Source organism: Kocuria tytonis (assembly GCF_003226895.2).
GTDB classification, from domain to species: Bacteria; Actinomycetota; Actinomycetes; order Actinomycetales; family Micrococcaceae; genus Kocuria; species Kocuria tytonis.
The window spans coordinates 508002-532821 of sequence record NZ_PNJG02000002.1 but is presented as its reverse complement, the minus strand read 5'-3'; the positions used below and the strand labels follow the sequence as shown (position 1 = coordinate 532821).

General features: G+C 70.5%; 25 protein-coding genes and 2 pseudogenes. 8 read left to right on the top strand and 19 right to left on the bottom strand.

What is annotated here, in order from left to right; translation table 11 throughout:
* Positions 1-12: 12 nt before the first annotated feature.
* The gene (locus tag C1C97_RS08335) at positions 13-306 is read left to right on the top strand and encodes an FmdB family zinc ribbon protein (RefSeq protein ID WP_121031162.1); all 294 of its coding nucleotides are present in this window, start codon (positions 13-15) and stop codon (positions 304-306) included.
* Positions 307-364: 58 nt separating this feature from the next.
* Positions 365-1621: a formamidase gene (gene fmdA / locus C1C97_RS08330; protein ID WP_121031160.1), complete on the top strand. Its 1257-nt coding sequence runs from the start codon at positions 365-367 to the stop codon at positions 1619-1621.
* Positions 1622-1745: 124 nt separating this feature from the next.
* Here fmdA and C1C97_RS08325 read toward each other — a convergent pair whose 3' ends face one another.
* The 5 genes from C1C97_RS08325 to C1C97_RS08305 form a co-directional block, all read right to left on the bottom strand.
* Entirely contained in the window at positions 1746-2624 is an 879-nt protein-coding gene (locus C1C97_RS08325; protein ID WP_121031158.1) for an alpha/beta fold hydrolase, read from the bottom strand.
* A 225-nt stretch (positions 2625-2849) separates the two neighbouring features.
* The gene (locus C1C97_RS08320; protein ID WP_158591141.1) at positions 2850-3251 is read right to left on the bottom strand and encodes an aldo/keto reductase; all 402 of its coding nucleotides are present in this window, start codon (positions 3249-3251) and stop codon (positions 2850-2852) included.
* A gap of 195 nt (positions 3252-3446) precedes the next feature.
* Entirely contained in the window at positions 3447-4259 is an 813-nt protein-coding gene (locus C1C97_RS08315; protein WP_121031156.1) for a GntR family transcriptional regulator, read from the bottom strand.
* Complete coding sequence (locus C1C97_RS08310) at positions 4154-4627, bottom strand: PTS sugar transporter subunit IIA (protein WP_199712217.1); 474 nt, start codon at positions 4625-4627, stop codon at positions 4154-4156. The genes C1C97_RS08315 and C1C97_RS08310 overlap by 106 nt, the downstream gene beginning before the upstream one ends.
* Entirely contained in the window at positions 4624-4854 is a 231-nt protein-coding gene (locus C1C97_RS08305; protein ID WP_121031154.1) for a glucose PTS transporter subunit EIIB, read from the bottom strand. Before C1C97_RS08305 ends, C1C97_RS08310 begins: the two co-directional genes overlap by 4 nt.
* A gap of 183 nt (positions 4855-5037) precedes the next feature.
* On the opposite strand from C1C97_RS08305, the gene C1C97_RS08300 reads away from it, so the two are divergent.
* Genes C1C97_RS08300 through nagB form a run of 3 tightly spaced genes read left to right on the top strand, consistent with a single transcriptional unit; the run spans position 5038 to position 8290 of the window.
* A complete protein-coding gene (locus C1C97_RS08300; protein WP_121031152.1) occupies positions 5038-6291 on the top strand; it encodes a PTS transporter subunit EIIC in 1254 nt (417 codons plus the stop codon).
* Positions 6281-7510 carry an N-acetylglucosamine-6-phosphate deacetylase gene (locus C1C97_RS08295; RefSeq protein ID WP_121031150.1) on the top strand — a complete coding sequence of 410 codons (1230 nt, stop codon included), beginning with the start codon at positions 6281-6283 and terminating at the stop codon, positions 7508-7510. The genes C1C97_RS08300 and C1C97_RS08295 overlap by 11 nt, the downstream gene beginning before the upstream one ends.
* A 9-nt stretch (positions 7511-7519) precedes the next feature.
* A complete protein-coding gene (gene nagB, locus C1C97_RS08290; protein WP_121031148.1) occupies positions 7520-8290 on the top strand; it encodes a glucosamine-6-phosphate deaminase in 771 nt (256 codons plus the stop codon).
* Between the two features lie 176 nt (positions 8291-8466).
* Here the strand turns inward: nagB and C1C97_RS08285 are convergent, their stop codons facing one another.
* The 3 genes from C1C97_RS08285 to C1C97_RS08275 are packed head-to-tail and all read right to left on the bottom strand — an operon-like array spanning position 8467 to position 10522.
* Positions 8467-9030, bottom strand: coding sequence for a DUF3349 domain-containing protein (locus tag C1C97_RS08285; RefSeq protein ID WP_121031146.1), 564 nt, complete (start codon positions 9028-9030; stop codon positions 8467-8469).
* Positions 9027-9287 carry a hypothetical protein gene (locus tag C1C97_RS08280; RefSeq protein WP_233542835.1) on the bottom strand — a complete coding sequence of 87 codons (261 nt, stop codon included), beginning with the start codon at positions 9285-9287 and terminating at the stop codon, positions 9027-9029. The genes C1C97_RS08285 and C1C97_RS08280 overlap by 4 nt, the downstream gene beginning before the upstream one ends.
* An 8-nt stretch (positions 9288-9295) precedes the next feature.
* The gene (locus tag C1C97_RS08275) at positions 9296-10522 is read right to left on the bottom strand and encodes an inorganic phosphate transporter (RefSeq protein ID WP_121031143.1); all 1227 of its coding nucleotides are present in this window, start codon (positions 10520-10522) and stop codon (positions 9296-9298) included.
* Between the two features lie 149 nt (positions 10523-10671).
* Here C1C97_RS08275 and C1C97_RS08270 point away from each other — a divergent pair, with 149 nt between their 5' ends.
* Entirely contained in the window at positions 10672-12237 is a 1566-nt protein-coding gene (locus C1C97_RS08270; RefSeq protein WP_121031141.1) for an MFS transporter, read from the top strand.
* A gap of 193 nt (positions 12238-12430) precedes the next feature.
* Here C1C97_RS08270 and C1C97_RS12565 read toward each other — a convergent pair whose 3' ends face one another.
* Positions 12431-12664, bottom strand: coding sequence for a sulfurtransferase TusA family protein (locus C1C97_RS12565; RefSeq protein WP_233542860.1), 234 nt, complete (start codon positions 12662-12664; stop codon positions 12431-12433).
* A gap of 315 nt (positions 12665-12979) precedes the next feature.
* A pseudogene (locus tag C1C97_RS12560) lies at positions 12980-13813 on the bottom strand (YeeE/YedE family protein); the annotation flags it as partial.
* Positions 13814-14197: 384 nt separating this feature from the next.
* Here C1C97_RS12560 and C1C97_RS12175 point away from each other — a divergent pair.
* Positions 14198-14818, top strand: a complete 621-nt coding sequence (locus C1C97_RS12175) for a hypothetical protein (RefSeq protein WP_147406065.1) — start codon at positions 14198-14200, stop codon at positions 14816-14818.
* Here C1C97_RS12175 and C1C97_RS08260 read toward each other — a convergent pair.
* Both C1C97_RS08260 and C1C97_RS08255 read right to left on the bottom strand, forming a co-directional pair.
* On the bottom strand, positions 14811-15296 hold the full coding sequence (locus C1C97_RS08260; RefSeq protein ID WP_233542834.1) for a hypothetical protein: 486 nt from the start codon (positions 15294-15296) through the stop codon (positions 14811-14813). The two genes, C1C97_RS12175 and C1C97_RS08260, sit on opposite strands and share 8 nt — an antisense overlap.
* Positions 15293-16267, bottom strand: a complete 975-nt coding sequence (locus C1C97_RS08255; RefSeq protein WP_233542833.1) for an NAD-dependent epimerase/dehydratase family protein — start codon at positions 16265-16267, stop codon at positions 15293-15295. Before C1C97_RS08255 ends, C1C97_RS08260 begins: the two co-directional genes overlap by 4 nt.
* Positions 16268-16429: 162 nt before the next feature.
* On the opposite strand from C1C97_RS08255, the gene C1C97_RS08250 reads away from it, so the two are divergent.
* Positions 16430-16666, top strand: a complete 237-nt coding sequence (locus C1C97_RS08250; protein ID WP_110919653.1) for a hypothetical protein — start codon at positions 16430-16432, stop codon at positions 16664-16666.
* A gap of 95 nt (positions 16667-16761) precedes the next feature.
* On the opposite strand, the gene C1C97_RS12425 is transcribed toward C1C97_RS08250, so the two are convergent.
* From C1C97_RS12425 to C1C97_RS08220, 7 genes and pseudogenes are all read right to left on the bottom strand, one after another.
* Positions 16762-16923 (bottom strand): hypothetical protein, encoded by a 162-nt coding sequence (locus C1C97_RS12425; RefSeq protein WP_199712216.1) that lies wholly within the window; start codon positions 16921-16923, stop codon positions 16762-16764.
* A 127-nt stretch (positions 16924-17050) separates the two neighbouring features.
* Positions 17051-19231 (bottom strand): bifunctional anthranilate synthase component I family protein/aminotransferase class IV, encoded by a 2181-nt coding sequence (locus tag C1C97_RS08245; RefSeq protein WP_233542832.1) that lies wholly within the window; start codon positions 19229-19231, stop codon positions 17051-17053.
* 135 nt (positions 19232-19366) lie between these two features.
* The gene (locus C1C97_RS08240; RefSeq protein WP_085106902.1) at positions 19367-20386 is read right to left on the bottom strand and encodes an NADP-dependent oxidoreductase; all 1020 of its coding nucleotides are present in this window, start codon (positions 20384-20386) and stop codon (positions 19367-19369) included.
* 165 nt (positions 20387-20551) lie between these two features.
* A pseudogene (locus C1C97_RS08235) lies at positions 20552-20673 on the bottom strand (50S ribosomal protein L36).
* 25 nt (positions 20674-20698) lie between these two features.
* Entirely contained in the window at positions 20699-22288 is a 1590-nt protein-coding gene (locus tag C1C97_RS08230; RefSeq protein WP_121031135.1) for a sensor histidine kinase, read from the bottom strand.
* A complete protein-coding gene (locus C1C97_RS08225) occupies positions 22285-23730 on the bottom strand; it encodes a glycosyltransferase family 2 protein (protein ID WP_121031133.1) in 1446 nt (481 codons plus the stop codon). Before C1C97_RS08225 ends, C1C97_RS08230 begins: the two co-directional genes overlap by 4 nt.
* Positions 23717-24814, bottom strand: a complete 1098-nt coding sequence (locus C1C97_RS08220; RefSeq protein ID WP_121031131.1) for a HEAT repeat domain-containing protein — start codon at positions 24812-24814, stop codon at positions 23717-23719. The genes C1C97_RS08225 and C1C97_RS08220 overlap by 14 nt, the downstream gene beginning before the upstream one ends.
* Between the last annotated feature and the right edge of the window lie 6 nt (positions 24815-24820).

Below are 24820 nucleotides of genomic sequence, written 5' to 3'. Positions count from 1 at the left end.
AAGGGAGCGTCCATGCCCGTCTACGAGTTCCGGTGCGAGGCCTGCGGGCCGTTCGACGCCCACCACGCCATGGCCCAGGTGCCGCGCTCCCAGGACTGTCCCGCGTGCGGCGCGGACGCGCGACGCGTGTTCTCCGCCGTGGGCCTGTCCCGCGCGAACTCTCCGCGAGCCCGCGCCATTGACGACGCCGCCCGCACGGCTGACGCGCCCGACGTCGTCCGCTCCCTGCCCCGCCAGTCCGGCTCCCCGGGTACTGCGCCGAGTGTCACCCGGGACCCCCGGCACGCGAAGCTGCCGCGGCCCTAGCTTCCCCGCACTGCCGCGCGGGAACCGCCCGCGGGGCTCTCCAGAAAGGTCACGGACCATGCCAGAAGTGATTTTCCCGCTGGATTCCACCAAGCCCTTCACCGAACAGAAGCTGACCGGCCACAACCGCTGGCACCCGGACATCCCGCCCGTGGCCACACTCAAGCGCGGGGAGAGCTACCGCATCGACTGCCGCGAGTGGTTCGACGGCGCCATCAAGAACGACGACTCCGCGGACGACATCCGGGACGCTCCCCTGAACCGGGTGCATGCGCTGTCCGGGCCGTTCCGGATCGAGGGCGCGGAGCCCGGTGACCTGCTGATCGTGGACATCCTGGACGTGGGGCCCATTCCGCAGGAGGAGGGGCCGCTGGCCGGGCAGGGCTGGGGCTACACGGGGATCTTCGCGCAGAAGAACGGCGGCAGCTTCCTGGTGGACCAGTTTCCGGACGCGTACAAGGCCGTGTGGGACTTCCGGGGTGGCGAGTGCACGTCCCGGCACATCCCCGGCGTGACGTTCACGGGCATGGTCCACCCCGGCCTCATGGGCACCGCACCGTCCGCGGACCTACTGAAGACCTGGAACAAGCGCGAGGGCGACCTGATCGCCACCGAGCCGAACCGCGTGCCCCCGCTGGCCCTGCCGCCGGAGCCGGACTCCGCGATCCTGGGCTCGCTGAGCGGCGCGGACTTCGACCGCGTGGCCGGTGAGGGCGCCCGCACCGCTCCCCCGCGCGAGAACGGCGGCAACCAGGACATCAAGAACTTCACCAAGGGCTCACGCGTGTTCTACCCGGTGTACGTGTCCGGGGCGAGCCTCTCCATGGGTGACCTGCACTTCTCCCAGGGGGACGGCGAGATCACGTTCTGCGGCGGCATCGAGATGGGCGGTTTCATCGACATCCACGTGGACGTGATCAAGGGCGGCATGGACACCTACGGCGTGAGCGAGAACGCCATCTTCATGCCCGGGCGCAACGGGCCGGTGTACTCGGAGTGGCTGGCGTTCTCGGGCACGTCCGTGACGCTCGACGGCGAGCAGCGCTACCTGGACTCGCACCTGTCCTACCAGCGCGCGATCCTGCACGCGATCGACTACCTCGCCAAGTTCGGCTGGTCCAAGGAGCAGGCCTACCTGCTGCTGGGCGCCGCCCCCATCGAGGGCCGCTTCTCCGGGGTGGTGGACATCCCCAACTCGTGCGCCACGGTGTACCTGCCCACGGAGATCTTCGACGTGGGCATCCGCCCCTCCGCCAGCGGCCCCACCCAGGTGGACCCGGGCATGGGCGCGCCGCGGGCGATGAACCCGGGCTGATCCCGCCATGGACCCACGCGGACGACGCCGCTGGGACGACTCTCACAGGTGAGTGCACTTCCGCCGCGGGAACCGCGGTGTCCCGCCGGTGGGAGTGCACTCGCATGTTTCACGGGTGGTCCCCTCAATCCCGTGCGGCGGCCGCCAGGTGCTCCTGGATCTCCGCCAGCACCTCGTCCGGGCGCTCCTCCACCATGAAGTGCCCGGTGGGAACCGCCCGGCCGATGATGCGCGGCAGCCACGGCCGCCACGCCTCCAGCGGATCCGTCTGGGCACCCACCACGCCGTTGCCGCCCCAGAGCAGCAGGGCGGGGAGGTCGCGGGAGGTGCCGCGGTCGGCGTCGTCGTGCTCCCGGTCCACCCCGGCGGCCGCGGCGTAGTCCGCGCACCACGCGGCCACCACGGACGGGTTCTGGGCGGCGGCCTCGTACGCGACGAGCGCCTCGGGGTGGAACGTGTCCAGGGAACCGGGAGTGCCGCCCAGCCCGCCCAGGGCCGCGTGCAGGAACGTGAGCGGCTCGGCGCTGATGAGCCGCTGCGGCATGGGTGCGGGCTGGGCCAGGAACAGCCAGTGGTAGTACCGCGTGGCCAGCCAGTCGTCCATGAGCTCCCACACGGTGGGGGTGGGGAGGATGTCCAGCAGCGCCACGGAGCGCACGGCGTCCGGAGCGTCCAGGGTCATGCGGTGGGCGGTGCGGGCGCCGCGGTCGTGGGCCACCACGTGGAAGGACTCGTGGCCCAGGTGGCGCATCACGGCCACCATGTCCGCGGCCATGGCCCGGAAGCTGAAGTCCTCGCCGTGTGCCGTGGAGTCTCCGTAGCCGCGCAGGTCCGCGACGACCACGCGGTGGTCCCGCGCGAGGGCCGGGCCCAGGCGGTGCCACATCGCGTGGGTCTGCGGGAAGCCGTGCAGGAGCAGGAGCGGCTCGCCCCGCCCGGCGGTCCTCACATGGATGGTGGCGCCGGGGACCGGGATGCGGTGGGTCTCGAAGGTCTCGAACATGGGGCCATTGTGCGCCTCGGGGCAGTGCTGTCGAGTGCCCCCTGGCATACACGGTGCGCCGCCCACCAGTGTCCAGTCCGCGAGGGCGAGGGGCCCGCACCGCAGGGCGGATCAGCCCGCGGCGTTCAGCTCCCGCAGGGCCACGAGTTCCGCCAGCTGGTTCTCCAGGGGCACCTTCCGCTCGTTGCTCTCCTCGATCACCAGCCCGGGCTGCATGTCCATGCGTCACAGGTAGACCAGATCCAGGTGGTCGGTGCCCAGCGCCCGCAGGTTCTCGTGCACGGCCTTCCACAGCTCCTGCGGCCTCTGGGCGGCCGTCATGGGCACGGGCCCGTCGGGCAACGGCTTGGCACCCACCTTGCTGGCGTAGAACACGTCATCTTGTGGATCCCGGAAAGCCTGGGCCAGCAACCGGTTGGCCACACCTGCTCCGTAGTACTGCGCGGTGTCGTAGAACGCCACACCCAGCTCCCGGGCCTGCCGCAGCAGCCGCATCCCGGCCGCGAATCCCTCGGCGCCCGACGACGCCGCCCGCGCCAGGTTTCCCAGCCCGTAGCCCGTGCGGGCCAGGGCCCGCCCGCCGATTCTCGCGGTTCCCGCTCGCTCGGCGGGTGCTGCCTCTCGCACGCCCATCGACTCTCCTCGTTCGCTCGGTCCCCGGCGCCTGCGCTCCCAGGGTTGGAGCGTGATGCTACGCACTGTGGCTCGGCACCTCGTCGGAGGTACCCGCCCCTCAACCGAGAACCCTGGAGTGGGAAGGGGTCTGGCGGGCACCATGCCGTTCGACAACGAGGCCGAGGGTCGTCTGCAGACGCAGAGGAGCTACTCCACTGCCAGCCGCATCGAAAGTTGGTAGCGGTCTGACCGGTACGTGGAGATGCAGTACTCGATGGGCGTCGCATCCGAATAGGACCGGCGGCGGAACAGCAGCACGGGGGATCCCTCGACGATGTCGAGCCACTTTGCCATATCCGCAGACGCGGACGCCGCCTCCACCGTCTGCTCCACATGGGTCACCGGATGGCCTTGGGCGGCCAGAAAACCGTACAGAGAACCCGAGAGGTCGGCAGCGGGAAGATTCGGCAGGAGGTGCCTCGGAAGCCACGACTCGTCCACACTCACCGGCTGACCGTCCGCGAGTCGCAGCCGTCGCAGCAGGAAGATGTCCGACGGAGCGGGGGCCTGCAGATGCGCATCGGCATCCCCGACGGCAGGTTCTGGGACTGCGGTGATGATCCGAGTTGTGGGCCGGTGTCCCGCCGAGAGCATGTCCTCGTTGAAAGACGCGAGATGGAGATCGGATCTCACACGCCCGTGGGACACGAAGGTGCCCTTGCCCTTGACCCGCACCAGAACGCCGTCGCCGACCAGGTCCGAGATGGCCCGGCGGATGGTGATGCGCGATACCCCCAGCTGCTCCTCCAGCACGCGTTCCCCGGGCAGTTTGTCCCCAGGACGCAGCTCGCGGGTTGCCAAGGTCAGGAGGTGGTGCCGGATGCGTTCGTGCTTCAGTGCCGGTCCGTGAGGCGTCACTGGAAGACGGCGAAGAGGTCCTGCCCCGCCGTGATGTCCTCGGCAGCCGTCAAGGGGGTGATGGCGTCTGCGGCTGAGTCCAGAACGATCACGGGGCAGCATGCACTCAGCCCCGCTGCCCGAACGGTGGTCAGGTCCATGTCCACCAGAGGATCCCCGGCGCTCACCTGATCGCCCTTGGCCACGTGCACCGTGAACCCATCGCCTTCGAGCTTCACGGTGTCGATCCCCAGGTGCACCAGCACCCCCTGGCCGGAAGGAGCCTGGACCACGAACGCGTGCGGCATGACCTTGAGCATCCGTCCGGACACCGGAGCCACCACGGTCACGAAGTCCTCAGAGGCCACGGGTTCCAGTGCGGCCCCGTGACCCACCATCCCCTGGGCGAACACGGGATCGGGCACCTCCGCAAGCTGCACGAGCTTCCCGGGCAGCGGTGCGTGAACGGTCAGCGACCCCGGGGGGTTCACAGGAGGTCCTGGATGTCCTCGGCCAGGCTCTCGGCCTCCGGCCCCACAACCACCTGAACCACCGTGCCAGCGGCCATGACGCCATGCGCGCCGAGGGACTTCAGCGTCGCCTGGTCCACCAGGGAGGGGTCCGACACCTCGGTCCGCAGACGCGTGATGCACCCCTCGATCTCCTCGACGTTCTGCGCCCCGCCCAGTGCGGCGAGGATCCGTTCGGCCTTGGACATGGTGTCTCCTCGGTGTCTCAGGGGTGCGGATCCATGAGTCCGCGCAGGCGGCCCATCTCACGGTTGACAAGTGCTCTTCCGCACATCACAGTGATGGTCATCACTGGTTATAACCAGTTGTCATGACTGTACTGATTCCCGGCACCGGGGACAAGCGTGCTCCCGGGAGAAAACGAGGCCCCCATGACCGCGGAAAACATCCCCGCCGCCGGCAGTGCGCCGGCCACCGGCGCAGCCAAACCCAGGCGCAGCGGCAAATCGTTGCAGAACCTGCAACGCTTCGGGCGCAGCCTCATGCTGCCCATTGCGGCGCTACCCGCAGCGGCGCTTCTCCTGCGCCTGGGCCAGGACGATCTGCTGGGAAGCATCGGGTGGTTCGCCACCGCCGCGCACGTGATCAGCGCTGCCGGTGGTGCACTGTTCGACAACCTTCCCCTGATCTTTGCGGTGGGCATCTCTTTCGGCTTCGCCCGCAAGGGAGACGGCTCCACCGCCCTTGCTGCGGTCGTGGGCTATCTGGTGATGACCAACGTCTTCGAAGCCATGACCCCGCTCGTGCTCGGCACCGAGGAGGTGGCCGGCAAACCGCCCAAGATCGACTACGGCGTGCTGGCCGGCATCATCGTGGGCCTCACCACGGCACTGATCTGGCAACGCTTCCACCGCACCAAGCTCCCCGACTGGCTGGGCTTCTTCTCCGGGCGGCGCCTGGTGCCCATCCTCACTGCGGTGGCGGCCATCCTGATCGGCGTGGTGCTGGCTTTCATCTACCCGCTCTTCGACCGCGGCCTGACCTCGGTGGGCCATGCGGTGTCCGAGAACGCCGTGGCGGGCAGCGGGCTGTACGGGTTCCTCAACCGCATGTTGATCCCCCTGGGTCTGCACCACATCCTCAACTCCATCGTGTGGTTCATCCTGGGCGACTACAACGGTGCCCACGGTGACCTCAACCGGTTCTTCGCCGGGGACCCCTCCGCCGGTGTGTTCATGACCGGGTTCTTCCCCATCATGATGTTCGCTCTGCCTGCCGCCGCGCTGGCCATCTGGCAGGAGGCCCGCCCCGAGCAGAAGAAGGTGGTGGGCGGCATCATGCTCTCCACCGGGCTCACCGCGTTCCTCACCGGCATCACCGAGCCGCTCGAGTTCTCCTTCATGTTCGTGGCCTGGCCGCTCTACATCCTCCACGCCGTGCTCATGGGGTCGTCCATGATGCTCACCAACGCCCTGGGCATCCACGACGGTTTCGGGTTCTCCGCAGGAGCAATCGACTACGTGCTGAACCTGGGGATCGCCACCAAACCCCTCCTGCTCATCCCCATCGGCCTGGGTTACGCCGTGATCTACTACGTGCTCTTCCGCTTCGTGATCCGCCGCTGGAACCTCAAGACACCGGGACGCGAGGACGACCCCGCCGCTGAGGACACGCATGTCGCCTGATCCCGTGCTCAGCCCGCGCGATGTTCCCGCGAGCACGCCCTGGGCGCTGCGGGGCGAGCTCTGCACGGGTCTGCCCGGTGAGCCCACCGTGCAGGACGGCGTGGTCGTGGTCGAGGGCGAGCGCATCGCGTGGTGCGGTCCGGCCGACGACGCCCCCGCCCCCCTGCGCGACGCCGCCCGCCCGGTCCCCCTGATCCTGCCCGGCCTGGTGGACATCCACTGCCACGGCGGGGCAGGAGCGACGTTCTCGGCGGACGTCCCCGGCAGCCTGCGAGCGGCCCGCCACCACACGGCCCACGGCACCACGTCCGTGCTGGCCTCGCTCGTCTCCGCGCCGTCGGACGTGCTGCTGGAGCAGATCCGGGCGCTGCGCTCTCTCGTGCACCGCGGGGAGCTGGCCGGACTGCACCTGGAGGGGCCGTTCATCGCGGAGTCCATGTGCGGCGCCCAGAACCCCCGGGCGATCATTCCCGGGGATCCGCAGCTGCTGGAGCAGTGGCTGCAGGAGGGCGAGGGAACCGTGCGGTCCATGACGGTGGCCCCGGAAACGCCGCGCTTCCCGGAACTCGTGGCACTGTGCCGCGAATACGGCGTCGTGCCGTCCATCGGGCACACCGCCGCCACGGCTGCCCAGACCCACGACGCCCTCGCCGCGGACCTCACGGGCGGCACCTGGACAGCAACTCACCTCTTCAACCGGATGCCCGCCCTGGGCCACCGCACACCGGGACCCGTGCCCGTGCTGCTGGAGAACGCTCGCGAGGACCCGGATTCGATGGTTCTGGAGCTGATCGCGGACGGCGTGCACCTGGACCCGGAAATCGTGCGCATGGTCTTTTCCCTGGTGGGCTCCGAGGCCGTCGCACTGATCACCGACGCCATGGCCGCGGCGGGCATGGCGGGCGGGCACTACACGCTCGGCGCGCTGCAGGTCCGCGTGAGCGATGGCGTCGCCCGCCTCGATCCGGGCCACCCCGGCTCCACGGACGGCGCCATCGCCGGTGGCACCAGCCGGCTGATCGAGTGCGTGCGGAACTGCGTCGACTGGGGCATCCCCCTGCCGAGCGCTGTGACAGCGGCATCGTGGACCCCCGCCCGCGCCCTGGGGATCGACGGCGTCGGATACCTGGGTGCCGGGGTTCGCGCCGACCTGGTGGTCGCCGGACAGGACCTGTCGGTCGAAACCGTGATCAAGAACGGCGCACCCGTCACCGAGTGAGGAGCGAGCATGCACGTGATCCTGTGCGACTCCGCCGCTGAGGTCGCCGTGGCCGCCGCAGACCTGGTCACGCGCCGGGTGCGGCGGGGACCCGCGGTACTCGGTCTCGCGACCGGCGGCACACCCCAGCCCACATACCGGGAGCTGATCCGCAGGCACCGGGAGAAGAGGCTCAGCTTCGCGCGAGCCACGGCGTTCACCCTGGACGAGTACGTGGGGCTGATCCCGACCGACCCCCGCTCCTACCGTGCCACGATCCTGCGGGACTTCGCGGCCCACGTGGACCTGCCGCTGGAACGCCTGCACACCCCGCAGGGCGGCGCCCCCGATCCCGCAGCCGAGGCGCAACGCTACGAGGAATTAATCGCCGCAGCGGGCGGCGTCGATCTGCAGATCCTGGGCATCGGGACCAACGGGCACATCGGCTTCAACGAGCCCGGCTCCTCGCTGTCCTCACGAACCACCGTGCGGGCGCTGACCCGCCAGACCCGCACGGACAACTCCCGCTTCTTCGGACGCGATCCGGTCCCCCGCCTGTGCATCACCCAGGGGCTCGGCACGATCTCTCGCGCTCAGGAAGTAGTGCTCCTCGCGGTGGGGCGAGGCAAGGCCCGCGCCGTGCGGGACATGGTGGAGGGGCCGGTCAGCGCTCGCTGCCCCGCGTCCGTGCTGCAGTTCCATCCGCGCACCACGGTGCTGCTGGAGCAGGAGGCGGCCTCCCAACTGGAGTACCTCGACGACTACCGGGAAGCCGCCCGGTTGCTTCACGAACGGGACTGAGACGCCCGTGACCTCAGGCGCACCGCGTCTGAGGAGAACTTCTACCAACGAAAAGTGCGTTTTCGGTGGGAGAACTTCTCCTAATGCGTCGACCCACCGTTACGGGGCGCCGCCCCGCAGCGCAGAACCCGCCCCAACCGTTCGGAACGGCCCGTCCACCCGCGGGGCATGGACCCCTACTCCCCCTCGAACGGCCACCCGTGGGCCGCGAGCATCGCCCGGATGCGCTCGATCTCGTCCGGCTTGGGCTCGTCCTCGGTGGCGCGGTGGATGGCCTCGCGGGCATCCGCCTCGGAGGGCGCCACCCCCTGCTCGCGGGCGTCCTTGGCCAGCTGATCCGCGATCGCCGTCATGTCCTCGTCGGCCAGCTGCGGGCGCAGCACCGCGAGCACCGGGAGGTAGTCCTGGGTGGGAACGCCGTTGGGGTAGTCGGCGCGCAGCCAGTTCATCACTCGGGCCACGTAGCCCGGCTGCCGGGGTGGTTCGTCCTGGCTCGCACCCACCAGGGGCCACCCGGCGCGCGCGAGGTCCGCGGCGACGTCGCCCAGCTGCTCCGCGGAAGCCGCGGCAGGCCCCAGGAGGTCTCCCGCCGGGATGTCCAGGGTCTCGAGCAGCCGCTCGGTGCGGTGGGGGCCCACCGTGCGGGCCAGCAGCTCCGCGAGCGCCACGTGCTGCTCCGGGGGAACACCGTGGGGGTAGGCGGCGCGAATGTGGTCGAGTGCCGCGTCGAAGGTCATCATCCGAACACCGAGATCCCTAGGTAGTGGTCCAAGCTCTTCCGGGTGATCCACAGGACCCCGATCACCACGGCGGCGAGCACGATGGCAAAGCACAGCACGGCGCCAGCGAGCGCCACGGCGTTCCTGCGCGCCGTGCCGTCCGGGCCCGGCGGCGGGGTGGCGCGGCTCCACAGGGCGATGCCCACCGTGAACAGCGCGGGCAGTCCGGCGCCGAAGCACAGCCCGGCCAGCAGCACGGCGAGGGCGGATTTCGCCATCTGGGCGATCATGAGCGAGCCACCTCCTGGGTGTCGGCCCGGTCCGGGTCACCGGGGGCCACGGAGTGGGTGTCCTCGTCCCACTCGGCATTGACGTTGTGCCGGTCCACCTTCTGGTGCCGGGAGCGCAGGAAGATCACCGCGGACGCCGCCACCAGGAGCAGGAAGATCACCACGGCTCCCGGCAGACCGCCCACGGCCCGGGCGATGATGAAGCACACCGCACCCACCACGGCCGCGGCGGGCAGGGTGAGCAGCCACCCCACGACCATGCGCCCGGCCACACCCCACCGCACGCGCGCGCCGGGCTTGCCCACGCCCGAGCCCAGGATGGAGCCGGTGGCCACGTGCGTGGTGGACAGGGCCATGCCGTAGTGGCTGGAGGTCAGGATGATGGCCGCCGACGACGCCTCGGCCGCCATCCCCTGCGGCGGCTCGATCTCCACGAGCCCCTTGCCAAGCGTGCGGATCACGCGCCAGCCGCCCAGGTAGGTGCCCAGGGCGATGGCCACCGCGCACGTGACGATGATCCACACCGGCAGCCCGTGGTCCTCGATCCCCTGCACGCTCAGGCTCCCGTGCGCGATCAGCGCCAGGGCGATCACGCCCATGGTTTTCTGCGCGTCCCCGGTGCCGTGGGCGAGCGAGACGAGCGACGCCGTTCCCACCTGTCCCCAGCGGAAGCCCCGGTCCCGGTGGCGCCGGGTGGCCGCGCGTCCGATGAGGTACACGAGGGCGGTGCCCACCGCGGCCACGCAGCCCGCGATGAACGGGGCCAGGGCCGCCGGGACGAGGATCTTCTGCACCACCCCGGACCAGTTGACCCCGGCCACGCCGAGGGAGGCCAGTCCCGCTCCGATCAGCCCGCCGAACAGGGCGTGCGAGGAGCTGGAGGGCAGCCCGAACAGCCAGGTGGCCAGGTTCCAGAGGATGCCCCCGATGAGACCCGAGAAGATGAGGGTGAGGGCGATCGTGGGGTCCAGCCCCGACACGAGCCCGCCGTCCGAGGTCTGGATGAGCAGCACGTCCTTGGTGACCGTGGTGGCCACCTCCACGGACAGGAACGCGCCCACCATGTTCAGCACGGCGGACAGGGCCACGGCGGTGCGGGGCTTCAACGCCCCGGTGGCGATGGAGGTAGCCATGGCGTTGCCGGTGTCGTGGAATCCGTTGGTGAAGTCGAACGCCAGAGCGGTCACGACCACCAGTCCCAGGATCACCAGTTCAACTGTCATCTGACCAGGATGGCCGCACCGGGCGCCGCAGACCAAACCCGCCCCCAGGACGGCCCAGGGGAGCATGCACCCGACAACCACCGCATGCGAACGCACACACCCGACCGGCCGTGCAACGCCGCGTCGGAGAACGCGCGCATACTTCCTGCATGACCTCAGACTCCCACCGCGCTCCGGACTCCGGCGAGAACTGGCACGAGCGCTCCTCCGCCACGGGCACGGGCGAGCTGCCCATCCTCACCCCGCGGCCGGATCCGGAGACCCACCGCGGGTACGCCCACGGCGAGGATCCGCGCCGGTGGCGGATCCTCGCGGTGCTGCTCGTGGCGATCTTCATGTCGCTCGTGGCCGTGAGCATCATCAACGTGGGGCTGCCCTCCATCCAGGAGGGCCTAGGGGCCTCCGAGTCCCAGCTGCAGTGGATCCTCTCCGGATACGCACTCACGTTCGGTGTGGTGCTCGTGGCGGGCGGTCGCGCCGGTGACGTGTTCGGGCGGGGGTTCCTGTGGATGCTCGGAGTGGTCGTCTTCACGCTGGCCTCGATCGCCGCGGGCCTCGCCCCGGACCCCACCATGCTCATCGTGGCCCGCTTCGTGCAGGGTGTGGGCTCCGGTCTGCTCAACCCGCAGGGCGTGGCCATGATCCAGCAGTACTTCAAGGGCGCCGAACGCGGGAAGGCCTTCGGCATGCTGGGCAGCGCCGTGGGCGTCTCGGTGGCCATCGGCCCCGTCCTGGGCGGTCTGCTGATCCAGACGGGTGGCGCCTCCGAGGGCTGGCGGTGGCTCTTCGCGGTGAACGTCCCCGTGGGCATCGTGGCGCTCGTACTGGCCTTCCTGTGGTTCCCCCGCCCGCTGCTGCGCAAACCGGAGGGCACCAGCATCGGACATGCCCTGCGGGAGATGGATCCCACGGGCGCGGTCCTGCTGGGCATCGCCCTGCTGGCCACCCTGCTGCCGTTCATCGAGACGGGCTCTCCCGGCACGAGCCCGTGGGTGTGGGCGCTGCTGCTGGTGGCCGCGGTGTTCCTGGCGCTGTGGATCGCGTGGGAGAAGCGCTTCAAGGCCTCCGGGCACCAGCCCATGGTGGACCTGGACATCTTCAGGGTCAGCAGCTTCCTCAACGGGTCCCTGCTGATCTCGCTGTACTTCCTGGGGATCACGAGCGTATGGGTGCTCATCACCCTCTACATGCAGCAGGGGCTCGGTCACACCGCGCTGGCCGCCGGCTGCGTGGGTCTGCTCAACGCGTTCGCGAGTGCCGTGGCCTCCAACCTGGCCGGGAGCCGGGTGAGCCGGATGGGGCGCAGGATCGTGGTGTTCGGCATGGTCAGCGTGATCGTGGGCCTGCTGCTGAGCGCGACCGTGATCCTGTTCCACGACAGCTGGGGCATCAGCGAGTGGTGGCTCGTGCTCACCCTCGGTTTCGTGGGCTTCGGTCAGGGCGCGGTGGTCAGCCCCAACCAGACGCTCACGCTCGCGGAGGTGCCGCTGGAGTACGCGGGCAGCGCCGGTGGTGTGATGCAGACCGGTCAGCGCGTGGGCACCGCCGTGGGCATCGCCATGATCACCGCAGTGGCCTACGGCGTGGTTGCCGCCCAGGGCTGGTCCGTGGGCATCGCGACAGGCCTGGGCGTGGTGGTGCTCGTGGTGCTCGTCGCCCTGGCCGTGGCCCTGCGGGACATGCGCCACCGCGCACGGAAGGACGCCCGGGCCTGAGCCGCACCGCGCGTACGACGACGCCGCCGCGCCCTCCCTGCCCCGCCCCCGGTGAGCGGGCCCCCGGCCACCGGTCAGCGGGGCGGTGGCAGCAGACCCGTAGGGGTGGGGCTGGATGCCCTCCGCCCCGGCAGGCGGGGCGGTGGGGCGCAGAGGTGGCGCGGCGGCGTCGTGAGCGGAAGAGCGGGGCGGGTCAGCCCTTCCTGAGGGTGATCTGCCAGCTGGCGTCGCCCTTCTCCACGAAGTCGGTGACCTCGTGGCCGTCCGCGGCCGCCCACTGGGGGATGGCCTCGGTGGCCTGGGTGCAGTCGAAGTCGATGACCAGGTGGTCGCCGGAGTGCAGGGTCTGCATCACGTCCTTGGCCTCGATCAGGGGGAACGGGCACACCGCGCCGAGGGAGTCCAGGGCGTAGTAGCCGTCCCCCAGGTCCGTGAGCTTCTTCGACGGCGCGGACGCCGGGTTCTTCACCATGAGCGCGGTGGGTGCCGCGGCGAAGCCCGAGAACACGTTCGCCCCGGAGGTGCGGGGCGCGCCCGCGGTGGGAGCGGCGTCGATCGAGGTGTCGTCCGGGGCGGCGGTGTCCACGGTGTGGTCGAGGCTCTCCGCGGTGGAGTAGGTGTCCCCCGCCGAGCCGCGCTCGGGCTGGGTGACGGTGGGCTTGAGCCAGATCTTCGTGGCCGCGGCCACGCCCAGCGCGATGAACAGCAGGGCGATCCAGCCCTGGAACGTGAACAGGCTGGTCTGGACCATGCCGTTGCCCACGGTGCAGCCGCCGGCCAGCGCGGCGCCCACGCCCATGAGCAGCCCGCCCGCGATGGAGCGCACGGTGGTGGTGGCGTCCGGGACGCGCACGCGGAACTCGCCCGTGGACTTCGCGGCGATGAACGAGCCCACCAGGATGCCGAGCACGAGCATCACACCCCAGTCCAGCTTCTTGTCCGCGCCGGTGACCAGGAAGTTGAGCAGGTTGGCGGTGGGGGTGGTGATGCCCAGGCCGTCGTTGCGCCCGGTCGCCGCGGACAGGGGCCACGCAACGACGCCGATCAGGCCCACCAGCGCGCCGGCGGTGTAGACGTGCAGGGGGCGCTTCCACACGGGACGGTTGGTCAAGCGGGCGGGCTTCACAGCGGACTTCTCGCGGTTGAGGAAGTGGCGCACCATCACGCCGGTAACCGCTGCCAGCGCGATCACGAACAGCCACGGTGAGACTCCCAGCGCACCGGGGATGGTGGTCAGGCCGGTGTCCCACTCCTTCATGCCGGAGCTGAAGCCCTTGAGCACACCCGTCTTCATGGCGGACGCGGACAGGGCGTACATCGCCAGGGCGATCCACGAGCCCACCAGGCCCTCGCCGGAGCGGTACCAGGTGCCGGACGCGCAGCCACCGGCCAGGATGATGCCCACGCCGAACATGAAACCGCCCACGATCACCGCCAGGGGCATGAAGGAGGGGTATTCGGGGGAGATCACCCCCACGGTGGTCAGTGCGGCCAGCCCGACGGCATGGACGGTGATGACCACGAGCAGAGCGGTGAACGTGCGCCACGAGCGCTGCAGGAAGATGTCCCGCAGCATGCCCGTCACGCAGAAGCGTCCGCGCTGCATCACGATGCCCAGCAGGGCACCGACGACGAGTCCGGTGAGGATCATGAGTGTCTACCTGTTTCTTGCGCCCTCCCCCGAGCGCGGTAAGCGTCAAATATTGAAGGGGTAACAATCCGGGGAGTGCGTGCCAGTTAACTCCCCGCGCTCGGGGAGGTCCAGGGAGGTGTCACAGAGCGCAACAGAGGTTGCGGGGTCGCGGTTGCAGTCCCAGCGAGCCCGCTCAGTGCGGGTGGTGACGGCACTGCGCCCCGCCTGCGGGCGGACGTGCGGACATCATCAGCAACCTGCGCAACTAGATGTCTTCTCATGCTGTGGGCCACTACGATGGGTAGTGCCCCCACTGGAAAGGTCACCATGACCGTCACGCGTCGCGAGCTCGCCAAGGGGACCATGTGGGCTACACCCGTCATCCTCGCCACCGCTGCGGCTCCTGCCATGGCCGCATCCCCTTGTGCGGCGTACAGGCCCAATCAGCCACTACCCCCGTCGGCCTTCACCGTCACTTACCTGAACGTGGAGAACGAGACGCTGGGCGGTCTCGCCAGCAAGCAGTTGAAGCTGGTGTTCGGATTTAAGATAAGCGCCGAAGCTAAGGCATGTGGGGTCACCTCTGGGAACATCTACTCCTCGAATCCCGTGGAGCTGTCGCGCGTGTCCATGACCAATGGGAAGTCGTACAACCTGAGCAATGGCCAGAGAATCCCCGCCAACGGCACCGTGGGGACGGTCGACACATCCTGTCAGTCCGGGCTCAATGGCACCGAAGCGTGCGGCACAAGTTTCGTGTCCGCATACAACGTGGGTGGCTCCTCCGGCACAAGCGGTGACTCCGTGAACCGGGTATCACTTTTTCGAGAGGTCGATGTCTCCGGGTTTCCCCCCACCCGGATCTTCCTCAATGCGACTATTGACTACGCCAACGGCTGGCCCCACAGGGGAGGCAACTTCAGCGTCACCTCGGCTGCCCTCATGTAGCTCCCCCTGCTGCTACTCGTGGAAGAGCCGCCCGTTCCAAACACTTCAACGGCACCTTTGCACTCTGCCCCACCCGCCCCACCGACATCGGCACCTGGCCGAACACCGACCTCGGGATGGGATGGCGGCACAGCTCTGCCGTGCGGCGCTCGTCCCAGTCCACATGGACATACCAGCCGCCGCCGTCACCGTCCCGGGACTCGGCGGGGTCGACTTCCACACCGTCCACCTCGAGCGCCGTCCGCCGCACCGTTCCCACTGCGCAGAGCTCCTGTCTCTTGGACAGGTACGCCCAGATCACGTCCCCGGCCTTCATGGTCCGATAACCGGTGCGCAGGCACCAACGGTCAATGAGCTGCGAGCGCCCGATGGCCTCCCACACTGCGGTCGCGTCTGCTCGGGTCCGCCAGTCGGCGGGCATGTGCTCCATGTGGGCCGCCGGGTTGATGGGGAGGAACCAGTGGGTGTCCTCGCTCACGGGCGCACCGCCCCGTCGGAGGATCCCGACGACCCGGACCCGCCGGAACCGCTCGAGTCGTCGAACGCACCGGAGCCACCGGGCCCACTGCCGCTACCGGATTCGCCGGAGTCACCGGAGTCACCGGGATCATCAAACTCACCGGCCAGCAGCGCGTCGTACCCCTCCCGGAACGTGGGGTAGAGCCACTCGTCGGCCGGCACGAAGGAGTGCACCAGCGCGCCGTCCACGATCTTCCCCAGCGGCCCCTCTCCCGGCCCGGAGTCGTCCGGGGGCACGGGCACACCCAGCCGGTCCGCGAGGTGGGCGGCCACATCCCCCAGCCGGGCGGCGTCGTGGTCCACCGCGTGCAGCAGCCGCGGCGGCTCGGGTGAGTCCAGAACGGCGGTGAGGACGGTGACGAGGTCGTCCCGGTGGATCCGGTTGGTCATGCGGCGGTGCGCCATGGGGGAACCGCGCCGGACCCGCTCGATCATGGAGGTCCGCCCCGGCCCGTAGATCCCCGCGGGCCGCACGACCACGAGCTCCGGGAACAGCTCGGCGGCCAGCTCCTCCGCGGCCAGCAGCACGTGGCCCGTGGGGCGCTGCGGATCCGCCGGGGTCTCCTCGGTGACGCGTTCGCCGTCGCCCCCGCCCAGGACGCCCGTGGAGGACACCAGGACCACCCGCGGGTTCTGCGTGCCGAGGGCCCGGCGCAGCCCCCGGAGGCCACCCAGGTAGGTGCGTTCGTAGGCGGCGGCGTCGTGGCCGTCCGCGGTGAGGGTGACCACCACGGCTTCGGCGGGTGGCAGTGTCACGGATCCCGGATCGACGAGGTCCATCGAGACCCCGTGGATCGGGGCGGGCAGCTGCGCGGCGTGACGGCGGACGCCCGTGGCCCGCCACCCGCGTCCCGCCACCCGCAGCCCGAGGGCCGTGCCCACGTCTCCGCAGCCGGCCAGCAGAACGTCCTTGGACCCCGTGTCAGTCATGTCTCCAGCGTGCCACGGCCACCCGGGCCGGAGCACGTCCACGCCGGGAGCGGAATTTCGTCACCCCACTTACCATCAGCCCCGATCGGGACTAAAGTGGAACCACCCAGAAGCCCCCGCTGTCACTAATCGGCCCACCGTGGCCTGAATGGAGATTGCATCATGATCATGAAGACCCTGCACGACGCCGGAATCCGTTCCGAGTACGCCTACGCCGCCGGCATGGGATCCATTGCACTGACCTTCGCCTCCTGGGGCCTCTCGCGTCTGCGCGGGGACCACTCCAAGGCGCAGTCGGACCGTTGGGGCATTTTCGTCGGTCACTGGTCTCCCACGTTCATGACCGTGGGCCTCGCTCTGTCGCAGTACGAGCAGTCCCTCGAGAACAAGAAGAAGTAACCTCTCCGTTCCCACGGATGACAGAACCGCCCCGCATCGTGTGATGCGGGGCGGTTCTGCTGTGCGGGTGGCCGTGGGACACCCCTGCGGAACGCTCAGTGGCCGTAGCCCTGGGACTGCTCCTCCGTGCCGGCCTGCTCCTCGAAGAACTCCTGCTGCTCCTTGGAGTCCGCCTGCTCTGCGGCCTTCTGGCGCTGCTCGTCCGAGTCCACTTGGCTGACCGACTCGACGTCCTCGTTCTGCTGATCACTGCCCATGGCTGCGCTCCTTCGTGTTCCTGTGGTGCACCGTCCCGGCAGCACTGCCCGGGCGACGGCGCCGTGCCCCCGAGCATCCCCAACTCACCGCCGCGTGTCAACGAGGCCGGGTGATGCCGCCCGGGTGTCACCCGGCCGACCGCACTGGGTCCGCGAGCAAGCGCTGCACGTGGCGCGTCACGGGCCCGGTGGCCCAGCGGCCCACGTCCCGGATCTCCCCCACCGGGCGTGCGCCCCGCAGCGCGTTGGTCACGAACACCTCGGTGGCGTCCCAGCACTGCCCGAGGGTGAACGAACGCTCCCGGACCTCGTACCCGGCCGCCCGCAGCACACCCAGCACCCGTTCCCGCATGGTGCCCGGCAGGATCCGGCCGTCCGCGGGAGGGGTGACCACGGCGCCGTCGAACACTGCGAAGACGCTGGCGCGGCCGGTCTCCAGGACGGAGCCGTCCCGGTCCACCAGCAGGGGGTCGCACACGGGCGACCACGGGCCGGGGGCACCGTCCAGCGCGCGCCGGTCCGCCCACTTGTGGCCTCCCCACCCGCCGGGCACCACGAGGGGCACAAGCAGCCACGGGTCATCCGGCGGGGCGGCGCCGGGAGGGTTCAACAGCGCGTGCGTGCACTCGATCCGCAGCTGCGCCGCGTCCGGAACGGCGGTGACCCGCAGCCGGCGGGGCCCGTCCAGCGCGGCGGCCCGCCGGACGATCTGCTCCCCCAGCGCGTCCGGGAGCTCCCGCCCCCAGCACACCCGCGCGCTCTCCCGGAGCCGCGCCAGGTGGCGCTCCAGCTGCTCCGGGCGGCCCGAACGGACGAGCATGGTGGTGAAGATCCCGCGGGAGACGTCGGGACGTCCGGTGATCACGGGTGCTGGGGGCGCCTCACGGGCCTTTCCCGTGTGCTCCCGCCACTCACGGGCCAGCTCGGCCCCGAAGCGGGCACCGACCGCGTCCAGCAGCGGGGCGGCCTTCACGAGGGTCTCGAACGCCTCGCCGTCCGGGTCCGAGTCCGCCACGATCCCGCCGCCCACGCCCAGGCGCACCGTGGACCCCGAGAACTCGAACGTGCGGATGGCCACGTTCATGGCCAGCCCCGCCGCGGGACTCACGTACCCGATCCCGCCGGTGTAGACGCCCCGCGCGGTGGTCTCCAGCTCGTTGATGATCTCGGTGGCACGGATCTTGGGTGCGCCGGTGCAGGAACCGGGCGGGAACGTGGACCGCAGCAGGGCGGCGTCGTCGAACCCGGGACGCAGGGTGCCGTGGACGTCCGCGACCAGGTGGTGCACACCCGTGTGCGGCTCCACGCGCGGCACGGCGGGGCTGAGCACGGAGCCGGGGACGCACGCGCGGGAGAGGTCGTTGCGCATGAGGTCCACGATCATCACGTTCTCCGCGCGGTTCTTGGCGGAGGCGTGCAGCTCGCGGGGATCGGTGTCCGCGGGGGCGGTGCCCTTGATCGGGGACGTGAGCACGGCGGTGCCCGTCCGGCGCAGGTACAGCTCCGGGGACAGGCTGGCCACCGCGCCGCCCGGCACGCGCAAGAACCCGGCGAAACGCGGCCGCAGCCGCTCGTACCCGGCGCAGAACAGGTCCAGTGGGTCACCGTCGAATGCCGCCGTGAGCTCTCGGCAGATGTTCGCCTGGAAGATGTCCCCGTCCCGGATGTGCGCCAGCGCGCCCCGCACGGCCTCGGCGTGGGCCGCGCCGGTCACGGCGGCCTCGAAGGGCCCGCACCGGTACGAGCGCGGCGCGGCCGCCCCGGACGATGACGCCGGGCCGGCCCCGAGCACCCGCTCCACCGCCGCGATCGTCGCGGCCACCCGGGCAGGGTCCGCACCGGGCAGGGACTCACAGAACCAGCGGTCCGCAGCGCTGTCGTGCACCAGGACGTGGTCGTAGCGCGCCAGGTGGTGCTCCGGCAGACCGCCCGAGTGCGGAGGTGCGGGCGGGAGCGACTCCAGACGACGCGAGAGCTGGTACCCCAGGTAACCGAGCCACCCGCCGCCGAAGCGGGCGGGATCGGCGGCGGGTGGCTCGGCGCAGGGGCGGTCCAGAGCGCAGAGATCGTGCCGGCTCCCGCCCGCGCTGGGCGGGGCGGCGCGCGCCACGGTGGGAGGATCGTCGTCTGCGGAGCCCAGAGCGGCGAACGGGTCCTCGTCCGCACCGAGCACGCGCGCAGGCCGGATGCCGATCACCGCGTCCCCGTGCGCCCAGTCCCCGAGCAGCGCCGCGAGCCCTGGTTCAGCATGCAGCGCGCGCAGCATCTGCACGGGTCTCACGCGCTGCGGCAGAGGGTGTCGGGGCACGGTTTCCTCTCGTGGGGGCGCCGGGCGAGCAGCTCGGACGCGGCCATGATACGGAGAGGAACCGCCACGCAGAGCAGCGGAGCGGTTCCTCGACGACGGTCACAGCGCCGCGCAGCCACGCAGCGAGGACGTCACTCAGATCTTGACGACCATCTTGCCCTTGTTCGCGCCCTTCATCATGTCCAGGAACGCGTCCACGGCGTGGTCGATGCCCTCCACCACGGTCTCATCGTGGGTGACCTTGCCGGAGGTGAACCACTCACCCATCCGCTGGCGGTACTCCTGGGCGACGTCAGTGTGGTCACCCATGGTGAAGCCCTCCAGCATGAGGGAGTTCTTGATGATGTTGCCCATGTTGTCCGGGCCGCAGGGGCGCTCGGTGGAGTTGTACTGGCTGATCGCGCCGCACACGGCCACACGGCCGTGACGGTTGAGCACGTCCAGAGCCGCCTCCAGGTGGTCGCCGCCCACGTTGTCGTAGTACACGTCCACGCCGTCCTCACCCACAGCATCGGCCAGCTGCTCACGGATGGGGGCGTCCTTGTAGTTGAGCACCTTGTCGAAGCCGTACTTCTCGGTGAGCATCCGGGCCTTCTCGTCCGAGCCGGCGGAACCGATCACGTAGGAGGCGCCCAGCAGCTTGGCGATCTGACCCGCGGTGGAGCCCACGGCGCCAGCGGCACCGGAAACGAACACGCGGTCCCCCTCCTTCAGCCCGGCGATGCGGGTGAGCCCGGTATACGCAGTCATCCCTGTCATGCCCAGCACGCCCAGGTACACGGACAGCTCGGCGTTGGGCAGCTCCTCGACCTTGGTGAACTCCTTGGCAGATCCCTGGGCGAGGTCGCGCCAGCCGTACTGGTGCAGCACGGGGGTGCCCTCGGGGAGATCCTCGGAGCGGGACTCGACCACGCGGCCGATGGCACCGCCGGTCATGGTCTCGTTCAGGGCGAACGGCGGGACGTAGCTCTTCTCGTCCCGCATGCGCCCGCGCATGTACGGGTCCACGGACATGAACTCGTTGCGCACGCGCACCTCTCCGTCCTGCAGCTCCGGCAGGTCCACGGTGACGGTGCGGAAGTTCTCGTGCTCGGGCCACCCCTCCGGGCGGGAGACGAGCTGGATCTGTGTGCTGGTGGAATCGGTAGTAGCCATGTCGCCATGGTGGCATGCACGAACGTTTGCCACAGCAAGGATTCGCGCCCAGCGGACGCTACCCCCGGTTGCTCGTCACATGGGGCAACCCAGGAGTAATTTACGCACCCCACGGTGATCGCCGACGCCGCACGGACCGGCTCCCGGGGGCGCCCCGCGCGCGGCTCAGCCCTGACGAGCCTTCATGCGCCGATTCTTCCTGCTGATCACATCGGTCTTGCCCCGACGGCGGACCACCTGCGAGCCGGGATCTGCTTGAGGGAGCGGAGCGAGGTGCGAACCTTCACGGAGCCCTCTTTTTGCGAACAATTCTCATTCAGGAGAATAGCACGGAGCGTCGGCGTCCACGACCCGCTGCACCGGTTCGTCCTGCTGGGTCGCCAGGGGGAGATCCAGCGTGACGGTGGTGCCTTCCCCCTCCACCGACTCCAGGGCCACGGACCCCCCGTGCTGCTCCACGATGGTGCGCATGATCACGAGCCCCAGTCCCGTCCCGGGCACCTGCTGGGCCGTGGCGTTGGAGGCCCGGGTGAAGCTCGTGAAGAGGGACCCCACCTCTTTCTCGGGAATACCCATCCCGGTATCCGTGCACGTCAGGCGGACTCCCGTGCCATCGGGCGTGCCTTTCAGCGTCAGCGAGACGGCACCGTGGGGCGGGGTGAACTTGATGGCGTTACCCACCACGTTGGTGACGGCCCGCTCCAGACGGTCCCGGTCCCCGAACACGGGCCACGAAGCGTCCGTGTCCACGTGGACGGTCACTTCGCCCGCCGCGGCCTGGGGAACGAGATTGGTGACCACCCCGGACACGCACTCTGCGAGGTCCATCACACGGTGGCGCGCCGAGCGGTTCTCCTGGTCCTGGTCCAGCTTGTTGATCAGCAGCAGGTCCTCGATCAGCAGCCGCAGCCGTTCCGTGTTGCGCCGCACCACTTCCAGCACGCGGGCCTGTTCCGGGCCGACACTGCCGAAGTCCCCGTCCTGGAGCATCTCCACATAGCCGCTGATGGACGTGAGCGGGGTTCGCAGCTCGTGGTTGGTGGTGGAGACGAACACGGATTTCTGGCGGTTGAGCTCCGTGAGCTGCTCCAGGGTGCGCTCCCGCTGCTCCACCACGTCCCGGGCCTCGCGGGTGAAGGCGTTGAAGGACGCGGCGAGGCCCACCACTTCAAGAGCGCCGTGGGAGGTTTCCGCGACGGCGTCGTGATCGCCCGCGCGCTGCCTCGCCACCGTGCACTGCAGCGCGAGCAGCGGCGCCCCGAGGGCGCGGTCCGCGCGGCCCAGGGCGAGGAACGCCACCGCGATCGACAGCATCGCGGCAGTCACCACGGCGGCCGCGGCCAGGGTCATGGACCGGTTCAGATCCGCTCTGCGCTGCTCCCGCAGGCGGGAGGCGTCCGCCCGGACGTCCTCCAGTGTGCCGAGGGCCCGGTCCATGGCGGATGTCGTAGTGGGCAGGTCCAGAGATCTCCGCGGGGTGTCCCTCCCCGGTTCCCGGGTGAGGCCGAGCCACGTGTCCACGGACTCGTTCAAGGACCGCAGCTGCGGCAGCCGCCCGGCCGCCACCTCACCCAGGACGTCCCGGGCCGCGGTGAGATCCGCCGTGGCCTCCGCGTACTCCCGCGCGAAGGTCCGGTCCCCGCTGACCGCGTAGCCGCGCGCGGCCGTCTGGGCGCGCAGCAGCGTGGCCTCCACCTGGTGCGTGGCATCCACCAGGGGGGTGATGGTGGTGCGCGTGGTGGCCACGTTCAGCTGCACCGTGTGCAGTCCCCACAGCGCGGTGGCGCCGGTGAAGAGCAGCACGAGGCACAGCAGGGCGAGCACCTGCAGGAGGATGGCGCGCACCCCGCGGTGGCGGACGCGGTCGAGCGCGCGCGTCAGGGCCGGGAAGCGGGCGCTCATCCGTCCACCTCCGTGAAGCCCGAACGGGTCATGGTGCCCCACACCTGCCGGCGGTTCCGCAGCGAGGCCACCCAGCCCTCCATGCGCCACCACGCCGTGAGCTGGCGGTAGCCCAGGTTCTCCAGGACCACCGCTCCCAGCGTGATGCCCAGGTCCCGCCAGCGGGGGTACTTGTGGTAGCTCAGCTCCTCGATCGTCACGGCCGCGAGGGTCACGATGATCGCGTAGGCGTAGGCCACCAGCATGAAGAGCACGAAGTACTCCACGGCCACCAGCCCCAGGGCGAACCCGAGGGCGATCAGCACCAGACCGGCCAGCTCCAGCAGGGGTGCGACGAGTTCGAAGAGCCAGTAGTACGGAACCGCCACGAGACCCAGCCGGCCGTAGCGGGGGTTGCCCAGCATGTCCCGGTAGGCCCACAGGGTCTCCCACAGGCCCCGGTGCCAGCGCGCCCGCTGCCGCCGCAGCACGGGCAGGGTGCTGGGGACCTCCGTCCAGCAGATGGGCTCCGTGAGGAAGGTGACGCGGTAGGGCCGGCGCTGCTTGCGGAACGTGCGGTGCAGGCGCATGACCAGTTCAAAGTCCTCGCCGATGCTGCTGGCGTCCAGGCCGCCCACCGAGACCAGCGCGTCCCGGCGGAAGACCCCGAACGCCCCGCTGATCAGCAGCAGGGCGTTGATGCGGGACCACCCGGCGCGGCCCAGGTGGAAGGCCCGGAGGTACTCCATGACCTGGATGTCCGCGAGCGGCGTGCCCGGCATGCGCACCTCCAGGACGCGGCCGCCCTTCACGCGGCACCCGTTGACGGCGCGGATCACTCCCCCGGCCGCCACGGTGGAGATCGGGTCCTCGATGAAGGGCCGGGACACCGCCAGCAGCGCCCCGGGGTCCAGGATGGAGTCCGAGTCCACGAACAGCACCAGGTCCTCGCGGGCCAGGTTGACGCCCACGTTGATGGAGTCGGAGCGGCCCGAGTTGCGCTTGCGCACCACGGTCAGCCGGGTCCGCCCGTCCCGTGGGACGTGGATGCTGGTGGGTGTCTCACGCACCGGAACGTCCTGGGGCATCTGCCGGGACACGGGCACCAGGTCGAAGGCCCGGCGCAGCACCTCGAAGCCGTTGTCGGTGCTGCCGTCGTCCACCACGATCACCTCGTGGCGCGGGTGCTGCAGCGACAGGAAGGACTCCACGGCCACCCGGATTCCCACCTCCTCGTTGTGCATGGGGGCCACCACGCTGATGCCGGGCATGGTGCGGGAGTGCATCAGCTCCTCCCGCCCCGCGAACGGGATCCGGCGGCGCTGGGCCACGAAGTCCACCGCCGCCAGGACGATCATCACCAGGTAGGACGTGTTGATCAGCAGGAAGTAGATCAGCACCGGCACCGCGATGAACGCCAGGACCGCCGCCACGGCACTGCGCAGGGCGTCAATCCACTCCATGACCGGCGCTCCTCATGGCGGTGAGCTGCAGGGCGTAGTTCGCCGGCAGCGCGGCAGACCCCTCGGCGGCCACGACGTCGCGCAGCCGGTCCCGGCCCGCGGGGCCCAGTTCCGTGAGGGCCACGGCGGCGCGCTCGGCCAGGCGGGGACGGGGGTCCGCCACCAGCGGGGCCAGTGCGGCCACGGAGGAGGCCAGTCCGAGCCGCTCCAGGGACTCCACGGCGGCGAGCGCCACGGTCTCGTCCCGGTGCCGGGCGAACCGCGAGAGGACGGGCAGATCGCGCGGGCCGCCCACCCGGCCCAGCGCCTCCACGAACGCCGCGAGGGTCCGCGGGTCCGTCTCCTCCGCCAGGCGTTCCCGCACCACGGGGGCCGCGCCCAGCAGGGGGCGCGCTCCGATCACAGTGGCCGCCACGTGGCGCACCGCCGAGTTCGGGTGCAGGGTGGCGGCCTCGATCACCGGCGCCGCGGAGTCGTCGAAGGCGCACAGGGACTCCACGGCCACCCAGCTCGGGAGGCCGCGCGGGCGACGTCGTGGGGCCACCGCGCGCAGGACGGCGCGGGCGGCGCTGCCGTCCCCGAGCAGGGCCAGTGCGCGGGCCGCGGCGACCACCACGTCCGCGGAGCGGTCCTGGAGCAGGGGGACCAGGCGGGGCGCGGTCTCGCGGGCGCGCATGAGACCCAGCGTCCATGCCGCGTGGGCGCGGTGCACCGCGCTGTGCGAGGAGAGGCCCCTGATGGCCCACTGCGCGCGCCCGTGGGCTTCGAGCACGCGCGCCAGGGCGCGGGCGGGCTCTCCCCGAACCTTGGAGAGCATGGCCGAGACGGCGCGGTCCACCACCGGCACCCGGTGGGCGGGAACGGCGGTCAGCCGGTGCAGGGCGGAGGCGTCGTCGTCCTCACCGGATGCGACCTCGAGCATGGCCGGGCGCAGTTCGCCGAGCAGCTGCGCGTCCCGGTGCTCGCGCCACAGGCGCCCCGCACGCGAGCCGAGAACGGTGGCGATCAGCAGGATCGCGGCCCACACCAGGACCCACAGCACCCAGGACAGCAACGGCGCGGAGACCACGGTCTGTGCTGCCACCCGTGG